Source organism: Streptomyces sp. DT224 (assembly GCF_049844595.1).
Classification (GTDB): domain Bacteria; phylum Actinomycetota; class Actinomycetes; order Streptomycetales; family Streptomycetaceae; genus Streptomyces.
Genome location: NZ_JBNCLI010000007.1, coordinates 190,464 through 207,272, shown reverse-complemented (window position 1 = coordinate 207,272; position 16,809 = coordinate 190,464). Strand labels below are relative to the sequence as shown.

10 protein-coding genes are annotated in these 16,809 nt (G+C 71.8%); 3 read left to right on the top strand and 7 right to left on the bottom strand.

Going from position 1 to position 16,809, the window contains the following annotated elements; genetic code table 11:
• Nucleotides 1-3: 3 nt before the first annotated feature.
• The 4 genes from ACLQ2N_RS19205 to ACLQ2N_RS19190 all read right to left on the bottom strand — a co-directional run bounded on the left by ACLQ2N_RS19205 (nucleotide 4) and on the right by ACLQ2N_RS19190 (nucleotide 5,702).
• Complete coding sequence (locus ACLQ2N_RS19205; RefSeq protein WP_425814557.1) at nucleotides 4-933, bottom strand: branched-chain amino acid ABC transporter permease; 930 nt, start codon at nucleotides 931-933, stop codon at nucleotides 4-6.
• A gap of 94 nt (nucleotides 934-1,027) precedes the next feature.
• Entirely contained in the window at nucleotides 1,028-2,245 is a 1,218-nt protein-coding gene (locus ACLQ2N_RS19200; protein ID WP_425815021.1) for a branched-chain amino acid ABC transporter substrate-binding protein, read from the bottom strand.
• A 647-nt stretch (nucleotides 2,246-2,892) separates the two neighbouring features.
• A complete protein-coding gene (locus tag ACLQ2N_RS19195; RefSeq protein WP_425814555.1) occupies nucleotides 2,893-3,363 on the bottom strand; it encodes a PaaI family thioesterase in 471 nt (156 codons plus the stop codon).
• A 65-nt stretch (nucleotides 3,364-3,428) separates the two neighbouring features.
• Nucleotides 3,429-5,702 (bottom strand): FdhF/YdeP family oxidoreductase, encoded by a 2,274-nt coding sequence (locus tag ACLQ2N_RS19190; protein WP_425814553.1) that lies wholly within the window; start codon nucleotides 5,700-5,702, stop codon nucleotides 3,429-3,431.
• A gap of 167 nt (nucleotides 5,703-5,869) precedes the next feature.
• Between ACLQ2N_RS19190 and polA the strand changes: the two genes are divergently transcribed.
• Nucleotides 5,870-8,581 carry a DNA polymerase I gene (gene polA, locus ACLQ2N_RS19185; protein WP_425814551.1) on the top strand — a complete coding sequence of 904 codons (2,712 nt, stop codon included), beginning with the start codon at nucleotides 5,870-5,872 and terminating at the stop codon, nucleotides 8,579-8,581.
• On the opposite strand, the gene ACLQ2N_RS19180 is transcribed toward polA, so the two are convergent.
• Nucleotides 8,567-9,454 (bottom strand): DUF4184 family protein, encoded by an 888-nt coding sequence (locus tag ACLQ2N_RS19180; RefSeq protein WP_425814549.1) that lies wholly within the window; start codon nucleotides 9,452-9,454, stop codon nucleotides 8,567-8,569. The two genes, polA and ACLQ2N_RS19180, sit on opposite strands and share 15 nt — an antisense overlap.
• A gap of 223 nt (nucleotides 9,455-9,677) precedes the next feature.
• On the opposite strand from ACLQ2N_RS19180, the gene ACLQ2N_RS19175 reads away from it, so the two are divergent.
• Nucleotides 9,678-11,408, top strand: coding sequence for a lytic murein transglycosylase (locus ACLQ2N_RS19175; protein WP_425814547.1), 1,731 nt, complete (start codon nucleotides 9,678-9,680; stop codon nucleotides 11,406-11,408).
• 60 nt (nucleotides 11,409-11,468) lie between these two features.
• On the opposite strand, the gene hrpB is transcribed toward ACLQ2N_RS19175, so the two are convergent.
• Nucleotides 11,469-13,970, bottom strand: coding sequence for an ATP-dependent helicase HrpB (gene hrpB, locus ACLQ2N_RS19170; protein WP_425814545.1), 2,502 nt, complete (start codon nucleotides 13,968-13,970; stop codon nucleotides 11,469-11,471).
• A 49-nt stretch (nucleotides 13,971-14,019) separates the two neighbouring features.
• Nucleotides 14,020-14,820, bottom strand: coding sequence for a class I SAM-dependent methyltransferase (locus ACLQ2N_RS19165; RefSeq protein WP_425815019.1), 801 nt, complete (start codon nucleotides 14,818-14,820; stop codon nucleotides 14,020-14,022).
• Nucleotides 14,821-15,228: 408 nt separating this feature from the next.
• On the opposite strand from ACLQ2N_RS19165, the gene rpsA reads away from it, so the two are divergent.
• Nucleotides 15,229-16,740, top strand: coding sequence for a 30S ribosomal protein S1 (gene rpsA, locus ACLQ2N_RS19160; RefSeq protein ID WP_425814543.1), 1,512 nt, complete (start codon nucleotides 15,229-15,231; stop codon nucleotides 16,738-16,740).
• Nucleotides 16,741-16,809: the final 69 nt, after the last annotated feature.

The window sequence follows — 16,809 nt, the reverse complement described above, 5'->3', positions numbered from 1 at the left end:
GTATCACGCCCTGTCCGCGACGCGTTCGCCGAGCAGGCCCTGGGGCCGCAGCAGCAGGACGACGATGAGGAGGACGAAGGCCCATACGTCCTTCCAGGCGCCGCCGCCGAAGAGGTCCATGCCGGGTACGTCGCTCATGTAGCCGGTGGCGAGGGATTCGGCGACGCCGAGGACGACTCCGCCGAGCATGGCGCCGTAGATGTTGCCGATGCCGCCGAGTACGGCGGCGGTGAATGCCTTGAGGCCCATGAGGAAGCCCATTTTGAAGCCGATCTGGCCGTTCTTGAGCCCGTAGGCGACGGCGGCGACGGCGGCGAACGCGGCACCGATGGCGAAGGCCATGACGATGATGCGGTCGGTGTTGATGCCCATGAGTTTGGCGGTGTCGGGGTCCTGCGAGGTGGCCTGCATGCCGCGGCCGGAGCGGGTCTTGGAGACGAAGAGCCCGAGGGCGATCATGCAGACGGGGGCGGCGATGAGGACGAAGAGGTCACCGCGCTGGACGTGGGCGCCGAAGATGTTGAAGGCTTCGCCCTTGAACTGCGGGAAGGGGCGGTCCTTGGTGGCGTCGGGGTACCACTTCCAGATGGCCTGCTGGAGTGCGAGGGAGAGTCCGATCGCGGTGATCAGCGGGGCGAGCCGGGGGGCGTTGCGCAGGGGCCGGTAGGCGAAGCGTTCGGCGGCGACGCTGATGGCGACGGAGCATATGACGCCGCCGATGATCATGAGGGGGACGATAGCGAGGAGGTTGGAGCCGGCCGGCATCCAGAGGTACACGGTGAGAGCTCCGAAGCCTCCGATCATGAAGATCTCGCCGTGGGCGAAGTTGATGAGCTGGATGATTCCGTAGACCATCGTGTAGCCGATCGCGATGAGTCCGTACATCGCGCCGAGGATGAGTCCATTGGCCAGCTGTTGCGGCAGTTCGTGCACCGCAGGGCCTCCGTGGAGTGGTTCGGATATGGCACCGCGCGGGAGTGCTCGTAGCGCTCCCGCGCGGTCTGGGGTCGGGCGTGCCCGGGAGCGGTTACGGCTTGTACGCCTCGCTGATCTTGGAGACCCACTTGCCGCCGTCGACCTGGTAGGCGGTCATCATGGTGTTGGTGGTGTCGCCGTACTCGTCGAAGGAGACGGGGCCGGTGACGCCGTCGAACTTGACCTTGCTCATGGCGGCGAGGACCTTGGCGCGGGTGTCGTCGGGGAGCTTGCCGTCGTTCTCGGAGACGGCGAGCTTGACGGCCTCGATGATGGCCCAGGTGGCGTCGTAGGTGCCGCCCCCGTAAGCCTCGTAGGCGTCCTTGTAGCCGGCGGTCTTGTAGTCCGCGATGAACTTCTTGGCGGAGTCGAGTTCCTCGACGGGCTTGCCGACGGAGGTGGCGATGTCGCCCTGGGCCTTCTTGTTGAGCTTGATGAAGTCGGCGCTGTACATGCCGTCGCCGCCCATGAGCGGGATCTTGACGCTGTCCTTGAGCTGCTGGCTCAGGGGGGCGCCGGCGGGGTATTCGCCGCCGTAGTAGACGGCCTTGGCGCCGGACTTCTTGACCTTGGTGACGACGGCGTTGAAGTCGCGGTCCTCGGGGTTGACGTGGTCGGAGCCGACGATCTTGCCGCCGAGGCCGGTGAAGGTCGCCTTGAAGGAGGCCGCGAGACCGGCGCCGTAGGGCTTCTGGTCGTCGATGAGGTAGACCTGCTTGATCTTCGCGTTGTTGTACAGGTACTTCGCGGCGAAGGCGCCCTGGATCTGGTCCGTGGTGGCGGTGCGGAAGTAGGTCGCGAAGGGGCGCTTCTTGTCGCCGGTCTTCCAGTTGTCGCCCTGGGTCAGCTCGGTGCCGGTGTTGGCGGGGGAGACCTGGGTGAGGCCGGCGTCGTTGAGCGGCTTCTGCATCGACTGGGAGACGCCGGAGTTCAGCGGGCCGACGACGCCGACGACCTTCTTGTTGTCGATGAACTTCGTGGCGTTCTGCTGGCCGACGGAGGGCTGGGCCTGGTCGTCGAGCGGCTGGACCTCGAAGGTGACGCCGGGGACGGTCTTCTCCTTGTTCGCCGTTTTGGCGGCGAGGTCGGCGGAGTTCTTGATGCCGAGGCCGAGGGCGGAGAGGTCACCGGTGAGCGGCGCGTCGACGCCGATGACGACGGTCGTGTTGGAGCTGCCGCCGTTGCCGTCGCTCTTGTTGTCGTCGTCGCGCGACCCGCAGGCGGTGAGTGTCAGTGCGCCGGTGGTGAGCACTGTGGTGAGGATGAGCAAAGAACGGTGTCGCACGAAAGGTCCTTTCCCTGGCGCGGCCTCCTCGCTTGAGGTGCCGTGTCGTTCGCCGGGCCGTACTGGGTTGGTACAGGGCCGTGCTTGCAGACGCGCCCGGCGGCGCGGTGACTGGCCGTGACTCTAAGGGCAGTGGTGGGGGTCGGGAGGGGTGCCGGCCAAGGATGTGACTGTCTTGTTATGCCCTTGAGCAAGGCTTGAGGTGGCTGGGTGGACATGTACGGCTTTTTACCGGACCGTGAAGTGACCGCAATGTGAGAACGCGCAGCTCTGCTAAGGGGCTTGAGGTGATCTTGCTGCTGTCGCGCGGCGGGGTCCGGTGTGGGGGTGCGAGGGCATGGCGAAGGGGCCCGGTGGCTGGGGGCCGGGCCGGTCGCGTCGCGACGAGGGTGCTCCGCCCCGGCCGTTGATTACGCTGCGTTACGTCGGTGGGGGTGTGGCGACGCGGTGTGGTGGTGGCGGCGGGTGAGGTGTGGCAGCTGAGTGGGCCATGGAACGGGGCGCCGGGTCAAGGGGGTTGAAGCCGTGCTCCGTTCGACTTCCTTGCTCCTGGCGGTGGTTGTGCCCGGATATGCCGCTGCCCGGCCGTTTTGGGTCACGGCCGGGCAGGGGGGTGGTGCGGTGGCGCGGAGTCAGGAGGCTTCGGGGGCGGGGGCCTCGCGCAGCAGGCAGGTGAGGCGGGCGGTGCAGACCCGCTTGCCGTGCTCGTCGGTGATGACGATCTCGTACGTGGCGGTGGAGCGGCCCCGGTGTACGGGGGTGGCGGTGCCGGTGACGAGGCCGCTTCGTACCCCGCGGTGATGGGTGCAGTTCAGGTCGACGCCCACGGCGACCTTGGAGGGGCCGCCGTGCAGCATCGATCCGACGGAGCCCAGGGTCTCGGCGAGGACGGCGGACGCGCCGCCGTGCAGGAGCCCGTACGGCTGGGTGTTGCCCTCGACGGGCATGGTGCCGACGACGCGCTCGGCGGAGGCTTCGACGATGTGGACGCCCATGCGCTCGCCGAGGTGGCCGGCGGAGAAGAGCGCGGGCAGGTCGACGCCGAGTGCGGCGTACTCGTCGATGATCTCCTGGGGGAACGTGGGTGCGGTGTGCTCGCCCATGGGTCCGCCTTTCGTCTTGTGTGGTGCTCGTCCGCGTCGTTCTTATCAGACGCCTGAGCGAGCGCTTAGCGCGCGGGTTCGAAGCGCACCACGACGGACTTGGAGGCGGGGGTGTTGCTGGTGTCGGCGGTGGAGTCGAGGGGGACCAGCACGTTGGTCTCCGGGTAGTACGCGGCGGCGCAGCCCCGGGCGGTGGGGTAGTGGACGACGCGGAAGCCGGGGGCGCGGCGTTCGACGCCGTCCTTCCACTCGCTGACGAGGTCGGTGTAGGCGCCGTCGGCGAGCCCGAGGGCTTCGGCGTCCCCGGGGTGTACGAGGACGACGCGGCGGCCTCCCTTGATGCCCCGGTAGCGGTCGTCCAGGCCGTAGATGGTGGTGTTGTACTGGTCGTGGGAGCGCAGGGTCTGGAGGAGCAGGCGGCCCTCGGGCAGTTCGGGGAACTCGACGGGCGCGGCGGTGAAGTTGGCCTTGCCGGTGGTGGTGGGGAAGCGGCGGGAGTCGCGGGGGCCGTGCGGGAGGGTGAAGCCGCCGGGGTGGGCGACGCGGGCGTTGAAGTTCTCGAAGCCGGGGACGACGCGGGAGATGCGGTCCCGGATCGTGGCGTAGTCCTTCTCGAACTCCTCCCAGGGGGTGGTGGATCCGGGCCCGAGGACGGCGCGGGCGAGGCGGGCGACGATGGCGGGTTCGGAGAGGAGGTGGGGGCTCGCGGGGGTGAGGTTGCCGCGCGAGGCGTGGACCTTGCTCATGGAGTCCTCGACGGTGACGAACTGCTTGCCGCTCGCCTGGACGTCCTTGTCGGTGCGGCCGAGGGTGGGCAGGATCAGCGCGCGGGCGCCGGTGACGGCGTGGGAGCGGTTGAGTTTGGTGGAGACGTGGACGGTGAGGCGGGCGTTGCGCATGGCGGCCTCGGTGACGTCGGTGTCGGGGGTGGCGGCGACGAAGTTGCCGCCCATCGCGAAGAAGACCTTGGCGTCGCCGTCGCGCAGGGCGCGGATCGCGCGGACCACGTCGTAGCCGTGGTGGCGCGGTGAGGTGATCCCGAACTCCTTGTCGAGCGCGTCGAGGAAGGCGGGCGCGGGCCGTTCGAAGATGCCCATGGTGCGGTCGCCCTGGACGTTGGAGTGGCCGCGCACGGGGCAGACGCCGGCGCCGGGGCGGCCGATGTTGCCGCGCAGCAGGAGGAAGTTGACGATCTCGCGGATGGTCGGCACGGAGTGCTTGTGCTGGGTGAGGCCCATGGCCCAGCAGACGACGGTGCGCTCGGAGGCCAGGACCATCGCGAGGGCCTGTTCGATGGCGGCCCGGTCGAGTCCGGTCGCGGCGAGCGTCGCGCCCCAGTCCGCGTCGGCCGCGGCGGCGGCGAACTCCTCGTAGCCGTGGGTGTGTTCGGTGACGAACGTGTGGTCGACGGCGCCCTCGGTCTCCAGGATCAGCTTGTTCAGGAGGCGGAAGAGGGCCTGGTCGCCGCCGATCCGGATCTGGAGGAAGAGGTCGTTCAGCGGGGTGCCCTTGAGCATGCCCTGCGGGGTCTGCGGGTTCTTGAAGCGTTCGAGGCCGGCCTCGGGCAGCGGGTTCACCGAGATGATCTTCGCGCCGGCCGCCTTGGCCTGTTCCAGGGCGGAGAGCATGCGGGGGTGGTTGGTGCCGGGGTTCTGCCCGGCGATGATGATCAGGTCGGCGTGGTGGAGGTCCTCCAGGGAGACCGAGCCCTTGCCGACCCCGATGGTCTCGGTGAGCGCGGAGCCCGAGGACTCGTGGCACATGTTGGAGCAGTCGGGCAGGTTGTTGGTGCCGAACTCGCGGGCGAAGAGCTGGAGGAGGAACGCGGCCTCGTTGCTGGTGCGCCCGGAGGTGTAGAAGACGGCCTCGTCGGGGGAGGCGAGGGCGCCCAGCTCCTCGGCGACGATCTCGAAGGCCCGCTCCCAGGTGACCGCCTCGTAGCGGTCGGCGCCCTCGGGGAGGTACACGGGCTGGGTGATGCGGCCCTGCTGGCCGAGCCAGTAGCCGCTGCGCCCGGCGAGGTCGGACACGGGGTGCGCGGCGAAGAAGTCCGGGGTGACCCGGCGGAGCGTGGCCTCCTCGGCGACGGCCTTGACGCCGTTCTCGCAGAACTCGGCGGTGTGCCGCTTGTCGCCCTCGGGCCAGGCGCAGCCGGGGCAGTCGAAGCCGTCCTTCTGGTTGACCTTGAGGAGGGTCTGCGCGGTGCGGCGCAGGCCCATCTGCTGCTGGGCGACGCGCAGGCTCTGGGCGACGGCGGGCAGCCCGGCGGCCGAGTGCTGGGCCGGTCCGACCCGGGGGGCGTCCTGGACGGGGTCTCCTGTGGGCGGCTTGCTGGCCATGGTGCTCCCCTTCGAGCCGGCTGCGGGGCCCCGGGAGGTGTCTCGCGGGTCCGCCGTGGGTGATTCCTGTCCTCCGATCCTGGCACGGGGTGCGGGCCGGGTGCTTGGTGAGGCGTCGCGTGCGGTGGCCGGTCCGGATTGTCAGTGGTCCGTGGCAGGATCGGGGTGTGGCTGAGACGGCATCGAAGAAGACGGCAGACAACCGACCGCGCCTGCTCCTGATGGACGGGCACTCCCTGGCGTACCGGGCGTTCTTTGCGCTGCCCGCGGAGAGTTTCACGACGGCGGCGGGCCAGCCGACGAACGCGGTGTACGGCTTCATGTCGATGCTCGCGAACACGCTGCGTGACGAGGCGCCGACGCATTTCGCGGTGGCCTTCGACGTGTCCCGCAAGACGTGGCGGGCGCAGGAGTTCCCGGAGTACAAGGCGAACCGCTCGAAGACCCCGGACGAGTTCAAGGGGCAGGTCGAGCTGATCGGTGAGCTGCTGGACGCGATGCACGCGGACCGGTTCGCGGTCGAGGGCTTCGAGGCGGACGACGTCATCGCGACGCTGGCCACGCAGGCCGAGGCGGCCGGCTTCGAGGTCCTGATCGTCACGGGCGACCGCGATTCGTTCCAGCTGATCACGGACAACGTGACCGTGCTCTACCCGACCAAGGGCGTCTCCGAGCTGACCCGGTTCACCCCGGAGAAGGTCGTGGAGAAGTACGGCCTCACGCCCCGGCAGTATCCGGACTTCGCGGCGCTGCGCGGTGACCCGTCGGACAACCTTCCGAGCATTCCCAAGGTCGGTGAGAAGACCGCCGCGAAGTGGATCAACCAGTTCGGCTCGTTCGACGAGCTGATCGCGCGGGCCGACGAGGTCAAGGGCGTGGCCGGGCAGAATCTCCGCGACCACCTGGACGCGGTGAAGATGAACCGCGTGCTGACCGAGATGGTCCGGGACGTGGAGCTGCCGAAGACCCCGGAGGGCCTGGAGCGCGCACCCTACGACCGCACGGCGGTCACGGGCATCCTCGACATACTGGAGATCCGCAATCCGAGTCTGCGCGAGCGGCTGCTCGCGGTGGACCCGGGCGCGGCGGAGGCCGAGCCGCCCGCGCCCGCCGCCGGGATCGAGCTGGACGGGGCCGTGCTCGCCACCGGTGAGGTCGGGCCCTGGCTGGCGGAGCACGGCGCGCAGCCGCTGGGCGTCATGACGGTCGACACCTGGGCGCTCGGCACCGGTGCGGTCACCGAGGTCGCGCTCGCCGCCGCCGACGGCTCGGCCGCCTGGCTGGACCCGGCGCAGCTGGACGAGGCCGACGAGCAGGCGTTCGCCGCCTGGGTCGCGGACCCGGCGCGGCCCAAGGTCATGCACAACGCGAAGAGCGCGATGCGTGTCTTCCCGGAGCACGGCTGGCACCTCGACGGCGTCACGATGGACACCGCCCTCGCCGCGTATCTGGTGAAGCCCGGGCGGCGCTCCTTCGCGCTGGACGCCCTGGCCGTGGAGTATCTGGGCCGGGAGCTGGCCCCGGCCGCCGCGGCCGACGGTCAGCTGGCGTTCGGCGCCGACGACCGGGCGGAGGCCGACGCCCTGATGGCACAGGCGCGTGCGGTGCTGGATCTCGGTGACGCGTTCACGGAGCGGCTGAAGGAGGTCGGCGCGGCGGAGCTGCTGCACGACATGGAGCTCCCGACGTCGATTCTGCTGGCCCGCCTGGAGCGGCACGGGATCGCCGTGGACCGGGCCCATCTGGAATCGATGGAGCAGCAGTTCGCCGGGACCGTGCAGCAGGCGGTGAAGGAGGCGCACGCGGCGGTCGGCCGCGAGTTCAACCTCGGATCGCCCAAGCAGCTCCAGGAGATCCTTTTCAACGAGCTGGGTCTGCCGAAGACGAAGAAGACCAAGACGGGGTACACCACGGACGCGGACGCGCTGGCCTGGCTGGCCGCGCAGACCGAGCACGAGCTGCCGGTCCTGATGCTGCGCCACCGCGACCAGGCCAGGCTACGGGTCACCGTCGAGGGTCTGATCAAGACGATCGCCGCCGACGGCCGCATCCACACCACGTTCAACCAGACGGTGGCGGCGACCGGCCGCCTCTCGTCCACCGACCCGAATCTGCAGAACATCCCCGTCCGCACGGACGAGGGCCGGGCGATCCGCCGCGGCTTCGTCGTCGGCGAGGGCTTCGAGACGCTGATGACGGCGGACTACAGCCAGATCGAACTGCGGGTGATGGCCCACCTCTCCGAGGACGCGGGCCTGATCGAGGCGTTCACCTCCGGTGAGGACCTGCACACCACGGTCGCCTCGCAGGTCTTCGGCGTCGACAAGTCCGCGGTCGACCCGGAGATGCGGCGCAAGATCAAGGCCATGAGCTACGGCCTGGCGTACGGGCTCTCCGCCTTCGGCCTCTCCCAGCAGCTGAACATCGAGGCGGGCGAGGCCCGGGGCCTGATGGACACCTACTTCGAGCGGTTCGGCGGGGTCCGGGACTATCTGCGCCGCGTGGTGGAGGAGGCCAGGGCCACCGGGTACACGGAGACGGTCTTCGGCCGCCGCCGCTACCTCCCGGACCTGAACAGCGACAACCGCCAGCGCCGCGAGACCGCCGAGCGGATGGCGCTCAACGCCCCGATCCAGGGCACCGCCGCCGACATCGTCAAGGTCGCCATGCTCCACGTCGACCGGGCGCTGGCCGAGGCGGAGCTGAAGTCCCGGATGCTGCTCCAGGTGCACGACGAAATCGTGCTGGAGGTCGCCGAGGGCGAGCGGGAGCGGGTCGAGCGCATCCTGCGCCACGAGATGTCCGGGGCGGTGCGGCTGCGCGCCCCGCTGGACGTGTCCGTCGGTGTCGGCGGCGACTGGGAGTCAGCGGCGCACTGACCGCTTCCGGCCGGGGCCCGGCTCTTCGGACAGGTCCCGGCCGGTCCCGGTCGTGTCCCGGCGTACGGGGGCCGGCCGCACCGCCGCCGCGTACAGCAGGAGCCCCGCCGCGAGGCCCGCGCCCGCGCCGAAGCAGGCCGTGGGGATGATGTCCAGTGGCGTGTCGATGTGCCCGTGGTACGCGTACCAGCGGGCGCACCGGTGGGCGGTGCCCAGCACGGCGCAGAGCCCGATCGAGGCGAGCGCCCAGCCCCGGACCCGCGCGGTCAGGACCGGTACGGAGGCGGGCACCGGCCGGGCCCCCGTCCGCCGCAGCCCCGACACCGTGAACCAGGCGAGCAGCAGCAGGGCCGGGGCGGACGTGCCGTACTGGACGAGCGTGAAGACGGGGTACCCGGCCACGCTGCCGTCGAGCCCCGGCACCAGCCGCACACCCCACCGGTCGTGGTGGGTGAAGGCGTCCCAGACGACATGGGTGGCGGCCCCGGTCACCGCCGACACCGCGAACCACGCGGCGTCCCGGGCGCCGAGTTCCCGCCGTCCGGGGCCGGTCGAGGCCCCGGCGCCCCGCAGCCAGGTGTGCACGCGCCCCCGCCACCGCTGCGGCAGCAGCGCCACCAGCGGATCGCGTACCAACAGCCACAGTCCGAGCGCCGACGCGGTGATCAGGACGTCCACGGTGACGACGCCCCACACGGCGTGGGTGACCTCGCCGAACTCCATGGCGCCCGGAATCACCGAGTCCGCGAAGTACGTCAGGTCGGGGGCGAACGACCCGGCGACCAGGGCCGAGGCGAGCAGCGGACCACGGCCCGTGCCGTCACGCCGGATCACCGGGAGCACGGCGGCGGCATGGCTGAGCGTGAAGGGCATGCGGGCAGTATGCGTGACCCGGAGGGGCAGGCACGGGGTGGCCCGTGGGGCAGGAAGGTCCGTCACGGGAATGTCCGCCCGTGGACGACTTGTGTTCAGGAAGGTGAGAAAGCGGTAAGAACCGGCCCGCCCGCTGTGTGTGCGCCGGAGGACTTGCCGTAGGGTCGCCTGAGTCCAGGCGCAGGGGAGCGCCGACAGCGACAAGGGGGAGGGTCCACACTTCATGGCAGCGCAATTCGGTCGCCGGTTCTACAGGGGAGCGGCCACCACCGCCGTGGCCGCCGTGGCCGTGGCGGCGCTTTCCGCCTCGCAGGCCCCCGGGGCCCCGTCCCCGCGCATCGCGGCGGACGGCGACCACTCCTCCGCGGGCTCCACGACCCCCGCCGACCAGGGCGGCGGCGTCTCCGGCGACTCGCCGTACTACACGGACCTGCCGCCGCTGAACACCCCGGAGAAGCCCGACAGTTCGGCCCATCTGCCGGTGACCGGCAGCGCGGAGTCCGGCATACCCACCTCCGTCCTCGCGGCGTACAAGAAGGCCCAGGACACCGTCGCCGGCACCGACGCGGCCTGCCGGCTGCCGTGGCAGCTGCTCGCCGCGATCGGCAAGGTCGAGTCCGGGCAGGCCCGCGGCGGCCGGGTCGACGCGCAGGGCACCACGCTCACCCCGATCCTCGGCCCCGCCCTCGACGGCAACGGCTTCGCCCTGATCAAGGACACCGACAACGGCGCCTACGACGGGGACCGGACGCACGACCGGGCGGTCGGCCCGATGCAGTTCATCCCGTCCACCTGGGCGACCTGGGGCCAGGACGGCAACGGGGACGGCCGCAAGGACCCCAACAACGTCTACGACGCCGCGCTCGCGGCCGGACGCTACCTCTGCGCCGGCGACCGCGACCTGTCGACCGCCACCGACCTGGACCGGGCGGTCCTGAGCTACAACCACTCCGACGTGTACCTGCGTACGGTCCGCTCCTGGTTCACCTACTACAACCGCGGCACGCACGAGGTCCCCGACGGCACCGGTGTCCTGCCGACCGGCCCGACGAGCCGGCACCCGGGCCCCAGCAGGCCGGGCGGCGGCCCGTCGAGCACCCCGTCCCCGTCCCCGTCCCCGACGCCCTCGCCGTCGAAGACGCCGAAGCCGGGCGGTTCCACGCGTCCCACGACGCCGCCCGACCCGAGCCCCGAGCCCTCCACACCGGGCGGCATCGGCAAGCCCCCGTCGCACACCCCGAGCCCGGCGCCCACCCCGTCCCAGCAGGTGGCGGCGCTGCAGAACGACGGCACCGGCACGCTGACCGCCACGGCCGGCGAAGAGTTCGGCGGAACGGTCAAGGTGCGGGCCCGCGACGGCCTCGGCAAGGCGGTGGCCAAGGCGAAGGTCACCTTCACCGTCGTCGGCGACACCGACACCGCGTTCCAAGGCGGTTTCAAGGCGGTCACCCTCGCCACCGACGCCGATGGCAAGGTGTCCTCCCCGCTTCTCCACGCGGGCGAGAAGACCGGCGAGTTCACCGTGCGGGCCACCGTGGCCGGCACCTCCATCGCCACCACCTTCAAGGCGACCGTCACCGCCCGCCAGGCCGACGCCCTCACCAGGACCGGCACCGCGACGCTGACCGCCGTCGCCGGTCAGACCTTCGACGACATCACCGTCGCCGCCACCTACAAGGGCAAGGCCGCCGGCAAGGTCGCCGTCACCGCCACCGTGATCACCGACGGCGACGACCCGTCCGTGAACGACAAGGGCCCGTACTGCACGAACGACGCGGGCGACCCCGTCCGCACCATCGAGCTCACCACGGCGGCCGACGGCAGCCTGAAGCTCCCGGCGTTCTACGCGGACGGCCCGGCCGGCACGTACAAGCTGCGCCTCACCACCGAGGGCGGCGCCACGGTCACCATCGACCTGACCGTCGAGGAGCGCGCGGCCGCCGCCACCTCCTGACACGGGACGACACCTCAGGTCAGCCCCTCCGCCGCCCGCCGGCCGAGGGGCTGACCCGTGTCACTCCCGCTTCAGGCGCGCCTTCGTGAACCGGGTGGCCTCCACCGTCGCCGGGTCCTCCGGCCACGGGTGCTTCGGATACCGGCCCCGCAGCTCCGCCCGGACCGCCTTGTAGCCGTCGCGCCAGAACGACGCCAGGTCCGCCGTCACCGCCGCCGGCCGCCCGGCGGGGGACAGCAGGTGCACCAGCACCGGCACGCCCGCCACCTCCGGGGTCTCCTGGAGGCCGAAGAGCTCCTGGAGCTTCACCGCGAGCACCGGCTGGTCCCCGCCGTACTCCACCCGGATCCGCGAACCGCTCGGCACCTCGATCCGCTCCGGCGCCAGCTCGTCCAGGCGGACCGCCTCGCCCGTCGCCCACGGCAGCAGCCTGCGCAGCGCCTGCCCCGCGTCGAGCGCGGCCAGGTCGGAGCGCCGCCGCGCCCGCGACAGCTCCGGCTCCAGCCAGGCCCCGGGGTCCGCGAGCAGCGCCCCGTCCGACACGTCCGGCCACGGTTCACCCCGCACCCGGTGGAGGAAGGCGAGCCGCTCCCGCAGCTGCCCCGCATCCCGGCTCCACCGCAGCAGACCCGGGCCCTCCTGCCGCAGACCTTCCACCAGGGCGTCCCGGACCAGTGCGGGATCGGGCCGCTTCAGCGGGCGCGCGGCCAGCTCGACCGCGCCCAGCCGCTCCACCCGGCGGGCCACCACGTCCCGGCCGTCCCAGCGGACCTCCTCGCCCGCGACCCGCAGCGGCCCGGCCGCCAGGAGCGCGGTGTCCTCGTCGATGACGGCCGCCAGGCGCACCCGGGCGGAGGCCGCGTGCGCGGGCCGGTCCGCGACCGCCACGGCCAGCCAGGGCGCCCCGCGCAGCCCGGAGCCCTCGCCGGGTTCCACGCCCGTGCCCGACGCCATCAGGAACGCGCCGCCGCCCCGCGCCCGCGCCACCCGCTCCGGGAAGGCGAGGGCGGCCACCAGCCCCACCGCCGCGTCGTCCGGGACGGACCGGCCGCCGCCGTCACCCTTGAGCGCGGACGACAGGCGCCGCACCTCCTGGCGCCAGCGCCCCGCATACGCGTCCTGGCCCCGGCGCGCGGTGCGCAGCGCGGCCGCCAGATCGTCCCCGTACGAGCGGGGCGGTTCCTCGCTCAGCAGCGCCACCACCTCGGCGGCCCGGCGCCCGCCCACCTCGGCCGCCCCGTCCAGCAGCGCCCGGGCCAGCCGGGGGTGCAGCCCGAGCCGGGACATCCGCACGCCCCGCTCGGTGACCCGGCCGTCCGGGCCGACCGCGCCGACCGCGCCGAGCACCTCGCGCGCGGCGGCCATCGCCCCCTCCGGCGGCGCGTCGAGCAGGGCGAGCCCGGAGGCGTCCGGGTCGCCCCAGCAGGCCGCCTGGAGGGCGAACGCCGACAGGTCGGCCACCCGGATCTCCGGCGACGGGAAGCGGGAGAGCCGGCCGTCCTCCGCCTGGTCCCAGCAGCGGTACACCGTCCCCGGCGCCTCGCGTCCGGCCCGGCCCGCGCGCTGCCGGCCCGCCGCCTGCGAGGCCCGTACGGTCGTCAGCGCGCTCAGTCCCCGGGCGTGGTCGGTGCGCGGCTCACGGGCCAGCCCCGAGTCGACGACCGTCCGCACCCCGGGGACCGTCAGCGAGGACTCGGCCACCGAGGTCGCCAGGACCACCCGACGCCCCCCGGACGAACCGGCCAGCACCGCGTCCTGCACCGCCGCCGGAGCCCGCCCGTGGACCTGGAGCACCTCTGCCCCGACGCCGGCCAGCTGCCCGGCGACCCGGGCGATCTCGCCGACGCCGGGCAGGAAGCACAGCACGTCGCCGTCCCGCTCGGCGAGCGCCCGCCGCACCACGGAGGCGACATGGCCCAGCAGCGCCGGATCGACCCTCATCCCGTGCGGCGGCCGCACCGGGGCCGGCGGCGGGGCCCACACCACCTCCACCGGATGCGACACCCCCCGCGCCTCGATCACCGGGGCGTCCCCGAGCAGCCGCGCCCAGCCCTCCGCGTCCGTGGTCGCGGACGCCGCCACCAATCGCAGATCCGGGCGGAGCGCCGCGCGCACGTCCAGCAGGAACGCGGCCACCGTGTCCGCGTCCAGGTGGCGCTCGTGGCACTCGTCGATGATCACGGCGTCCACCCCGGCCAGCTCCTGGTCGCGCTGCAACCGCTGGAGCAGCACCCCGGTGGTGACGACCTCCACCACGGTGTCCGGGCCGACGACCCGCTCGCCGCGCACGGTGAACCCGACGCGTTCCCCGGTCTTCCCGCCCAGCAGCCACGCCATGCGCCGGGCCGCGGCGCGGGCGGCGATCCGGCGCGGCTCGGCGACGACGACCCGGCGCACCGGGCCCTCGCCGGTCAGCCCGGCCAGGGCGAGCGGGACGAGGGTGGTCTTGCCGGTGCCGGGGGGTGCGCACAGCACTGCGGTCCCGCGGTCGTCCAGTGCCCGCCGGAGGGCGGGGACGGCGGTGCGGACGGGCAGCCGGTCGAGGGCGTCGGTGCGGATCACGCCCCCAGTCTCGTACGGCGTGCCGCCGCGCCCCGCACCGGCCGGTGGCTCAGTCCCGTACGCAGACGAAGATCGCGGTCCCCGGGATCAGGTTGCCGCGCAGCGGGGACCAGCCGCCCCACTCCTGGTCGTTCCAGGCGGGCCACTCGGGCTCGACCAGGTCCACCAGCCGGAAGCCGCCCGCGACCACGTCCCGGACCCGGTCGCCCAGCGTGCGGTGGTGCTCGACGTAGACCGCGGCGCCGTGCTCGTCCTGCTCGACGTAGGGGGTGCGGTCGAAGTAGGAGGCGGCCACGGACAGGCCCTCGGGGCCCGGCTCGTCCGGGAAGGCCCAGCGGACGGGGTGCGTCACCGAGAAGACCCAGCGGCCGCCGGGGCGCAGCACCCGGTGCACCTCGCGGAAGACCTGGACCGGGTCGGCGACGAAGGGCACGGCGCCGTAGGCGGAGCAGGCCAGGTCGAAGGAGGCGTCGCGGAAGGGCAGCCGTCCGGCGTCCGCCTCGACCAGCGGGACGTCCTCGCCGATGCGCAGGGCGTGCTGGAGCTGGCGGTGGGAGAGGTCCAGGGCGACGGGGCGGGCGCCCTGCGCGGCGAGCCAGCGGGAGCACTGGGCCGCGCCGGCGCCGATCTCCAGGACATCGAGCCCCTTCAGTGCGGCGGCGGGGCCCAGGAGCCCGGCCGTCGCCTCGTCCAGGCCCTCGGGGCCCCAGACGAAGCGGTCGTCGCCGAGGAAGGCGCCGTGGTCGCTCTGGTACGCGTCGGCGTTGCGGTCCCACCAGCCCCGGCTGGCCCGGCTGCTCTCGTTGGTACCGGCGCTGCGGCGGGTCGCCTCGGGTTCGGCGGCGTACATCTCTTGGCTCATCGTGTCCGTCGTTGTAGTTTGCCTTCACCCCGTCGTACGCGGTACGTACCAAGGGGGCCTGCGCAGCGCTGAACCGGTGTGTCCGGGCGTTGCCGGACACGATCTGGCCTCGGTGAACCCGAGTTGTGCCGGATATGGGGCTTTCCGCCCGTGGTGTCCGCCTTCGCGCATTGACCGTGCCCTGCTGCCCCCGTATGCTACAAGTTGCGCTGCGAGCCTGCGCTCCTCAGACCTAGCAGGCCGCGCTCGCATCTGTTGCTAGTCCCCTCGGTTCACGAGGCGCCTTCCGGTCACGGAATTGGCGCTTCCCGGGCTGTCCGGCTTCCGCAGAGGCGATACGGGCTTTCGGCGTAGCAGTACCTACGACTCACTGTCCGTACCGGAGCCCTTTCCCACATGACGAGCAGCACCGAGACCACCGCCACCACTCCGCAGGTTGCGGTCAACGACATCGGCGACGCGGACGCGTTCCTCGCGGCGATCGACGAGACGATCAAGTACTTCAACGACGGCGACATCGTTGACGGTGTCATCGTCAAGGTTGACCGGGACGAGGTTCTCCTCGACATCGGTTACAAGACCGAAGGTGTCATCCCGAGCCGCGAGCTCTCGATCAAGCACGACGTCGACCCGAACGAGGTCGTCAAGGTCGGTGACGAGATCGAGGCCCTGGTTCTCCAGAAGGAGGACAAGGAAGGCCGCCTGATCCTCTCGAAGAAGCGCGCTCAGTACGAGCGTGCCTGGGGCACCATCGAGAAGATCAAGGAAGAGGACGGCATCGTCACCGGTACCGTCATCGAGGTCGTCAAGGGTGGTCTCATCCTCGACATCGGCCTCCGTGGCTTCCTTCCGGCGTCGCTCGTCGAGATGCGTCGTGTCCGCGACCTCCAGCCGTACGTGGGCAAGGAGCTCGAGGCCAAGATCATCGAGCTGGACAAGAACCGCAACAACGTGGTCCTGTCCCGCCGTGCCTGGCTCGAGCAGACCCAGTCCGAGGTCCGCCAGACGTTCCTCACGACCCTCCAGAAGGGCCAGGTCCGCTCCGGCGTCGTCTCCTCGATCGTCAACTTCGGTGCCTTCGTGGACCTGGGCGGCGTCGACGGTCTGGTGCACGTCTCCGAGCTGTCCTGGAAGCACATCGACCACCCCTCCGAGGTTGTCGAGGTCGGCCAGGAGGTCACCGTCGAGGTCCTCGACGTCGACATGGACCGCGAGCGCGTCTCGCTGTCGCTCAAGGCGACGCAGGAAGACCCGTGGCAGCAGTTCGCCCGCACGCACCAGATCGGGCAGGTCGTCCCCGGTAAGGTCACCAAGCTCGTTCCGTTCGGTGCGTTCGTCCGCGTGGACGAGGGCATCGAGGGCCTGGTCCACATCTCCGAGCTGGCCGAGCGCCACGTGGAGATCCCGGAGCAGGTCGTCCAGGTCAACGACGAGATCTTCGTCAAGGTCATCGACATCGACCTCGAGCGCCGTCGCATCAGCCTCTCGCTGAAGCAGGCCAACGAGGCGTTCGGCGGCGACCCGGCCTCGGTCGAGTTCGACCCGACCCTGTACGGCATGGCCGCGTCCTACGACGACCAGGGCAACTACATCTACCCCGAGGGCTTCGACCCCGAGACCAACGACTGGCTCGAGGGCTTCGAGGCTCAGCGCGAGGTCTGGGAGACCCAGTACGCCGAGGCGCAGCAGCGCTTCGAGCAGCACCAGGCCCAGGTCATCAAGTCCCGCGAGGCCGACGAGGCCGCTGCCGCCGAGGGTGCTGCCACCCCCGCCGGCAACACGCAGGCCGCCTCGGGCACCGGCGGCGGCGGCTCCTACTCCTCGGAGTCCTCGGACAACTCCGGCGCCCTGGCGTCGGACGAGGCCCTGGCCGCGCTCCGCGAGAAGCTGGCGGGCGGCCAGAGCTGACGCTCTGTCCCTCCGGCCGGTCATCGGCTGCGGTAGGTAAGTGACCGTGAGGCCCGCTCCCTTCGGGGG

Bases quoted from the DNA above. Each gene is read 5' to 3' on its own strand.
- ACLQ2N_RS19175 (WP_425814547.1), top strand. From the start codon at position 9,678: ATGGCAGCGCAATTCGGTCGCCGGTTCTACAGGGGAGCGGCCACCACC.
- ACLQ2N_RS19190 (WP_425814553.1), bottom strand. From the start codon at position 5,702: ATGGCCAGCAAGCCGCCCACAGGAGACCCCGTCCAGGACGCCCCCCGG.
- ACLQ2N_RS19195 (WP_425814555.1), bottom strand. From the start codon at position 3,363: ATGGGCGAGCACACCGCACCCACGTTCCCCCAGGAGATCATCGACGAG.
- ACLQ2N_RS19180 (WP_425814549.1), bottom strand. From the start codon at position 9,454: ATGCCCTTCACGCTCAGCCATGCCGCCGCCGTGCTCCCGGTGATCCGG.
- rpsA (WP_425814543.1), top strand. From the start codon at position 15,229: ATGACGAGCAGCACCGAGACCACCGCCACCACTCCGCAGGTTGCGGTC.
- ACLQ2N_RS19165 (WP_425815019.1), bottom strand. From the start codon at position 14,820: ATGTACGCCGCCGAACCCGAGGCGACCCGCCGCAGCGCCGGTACCAAC.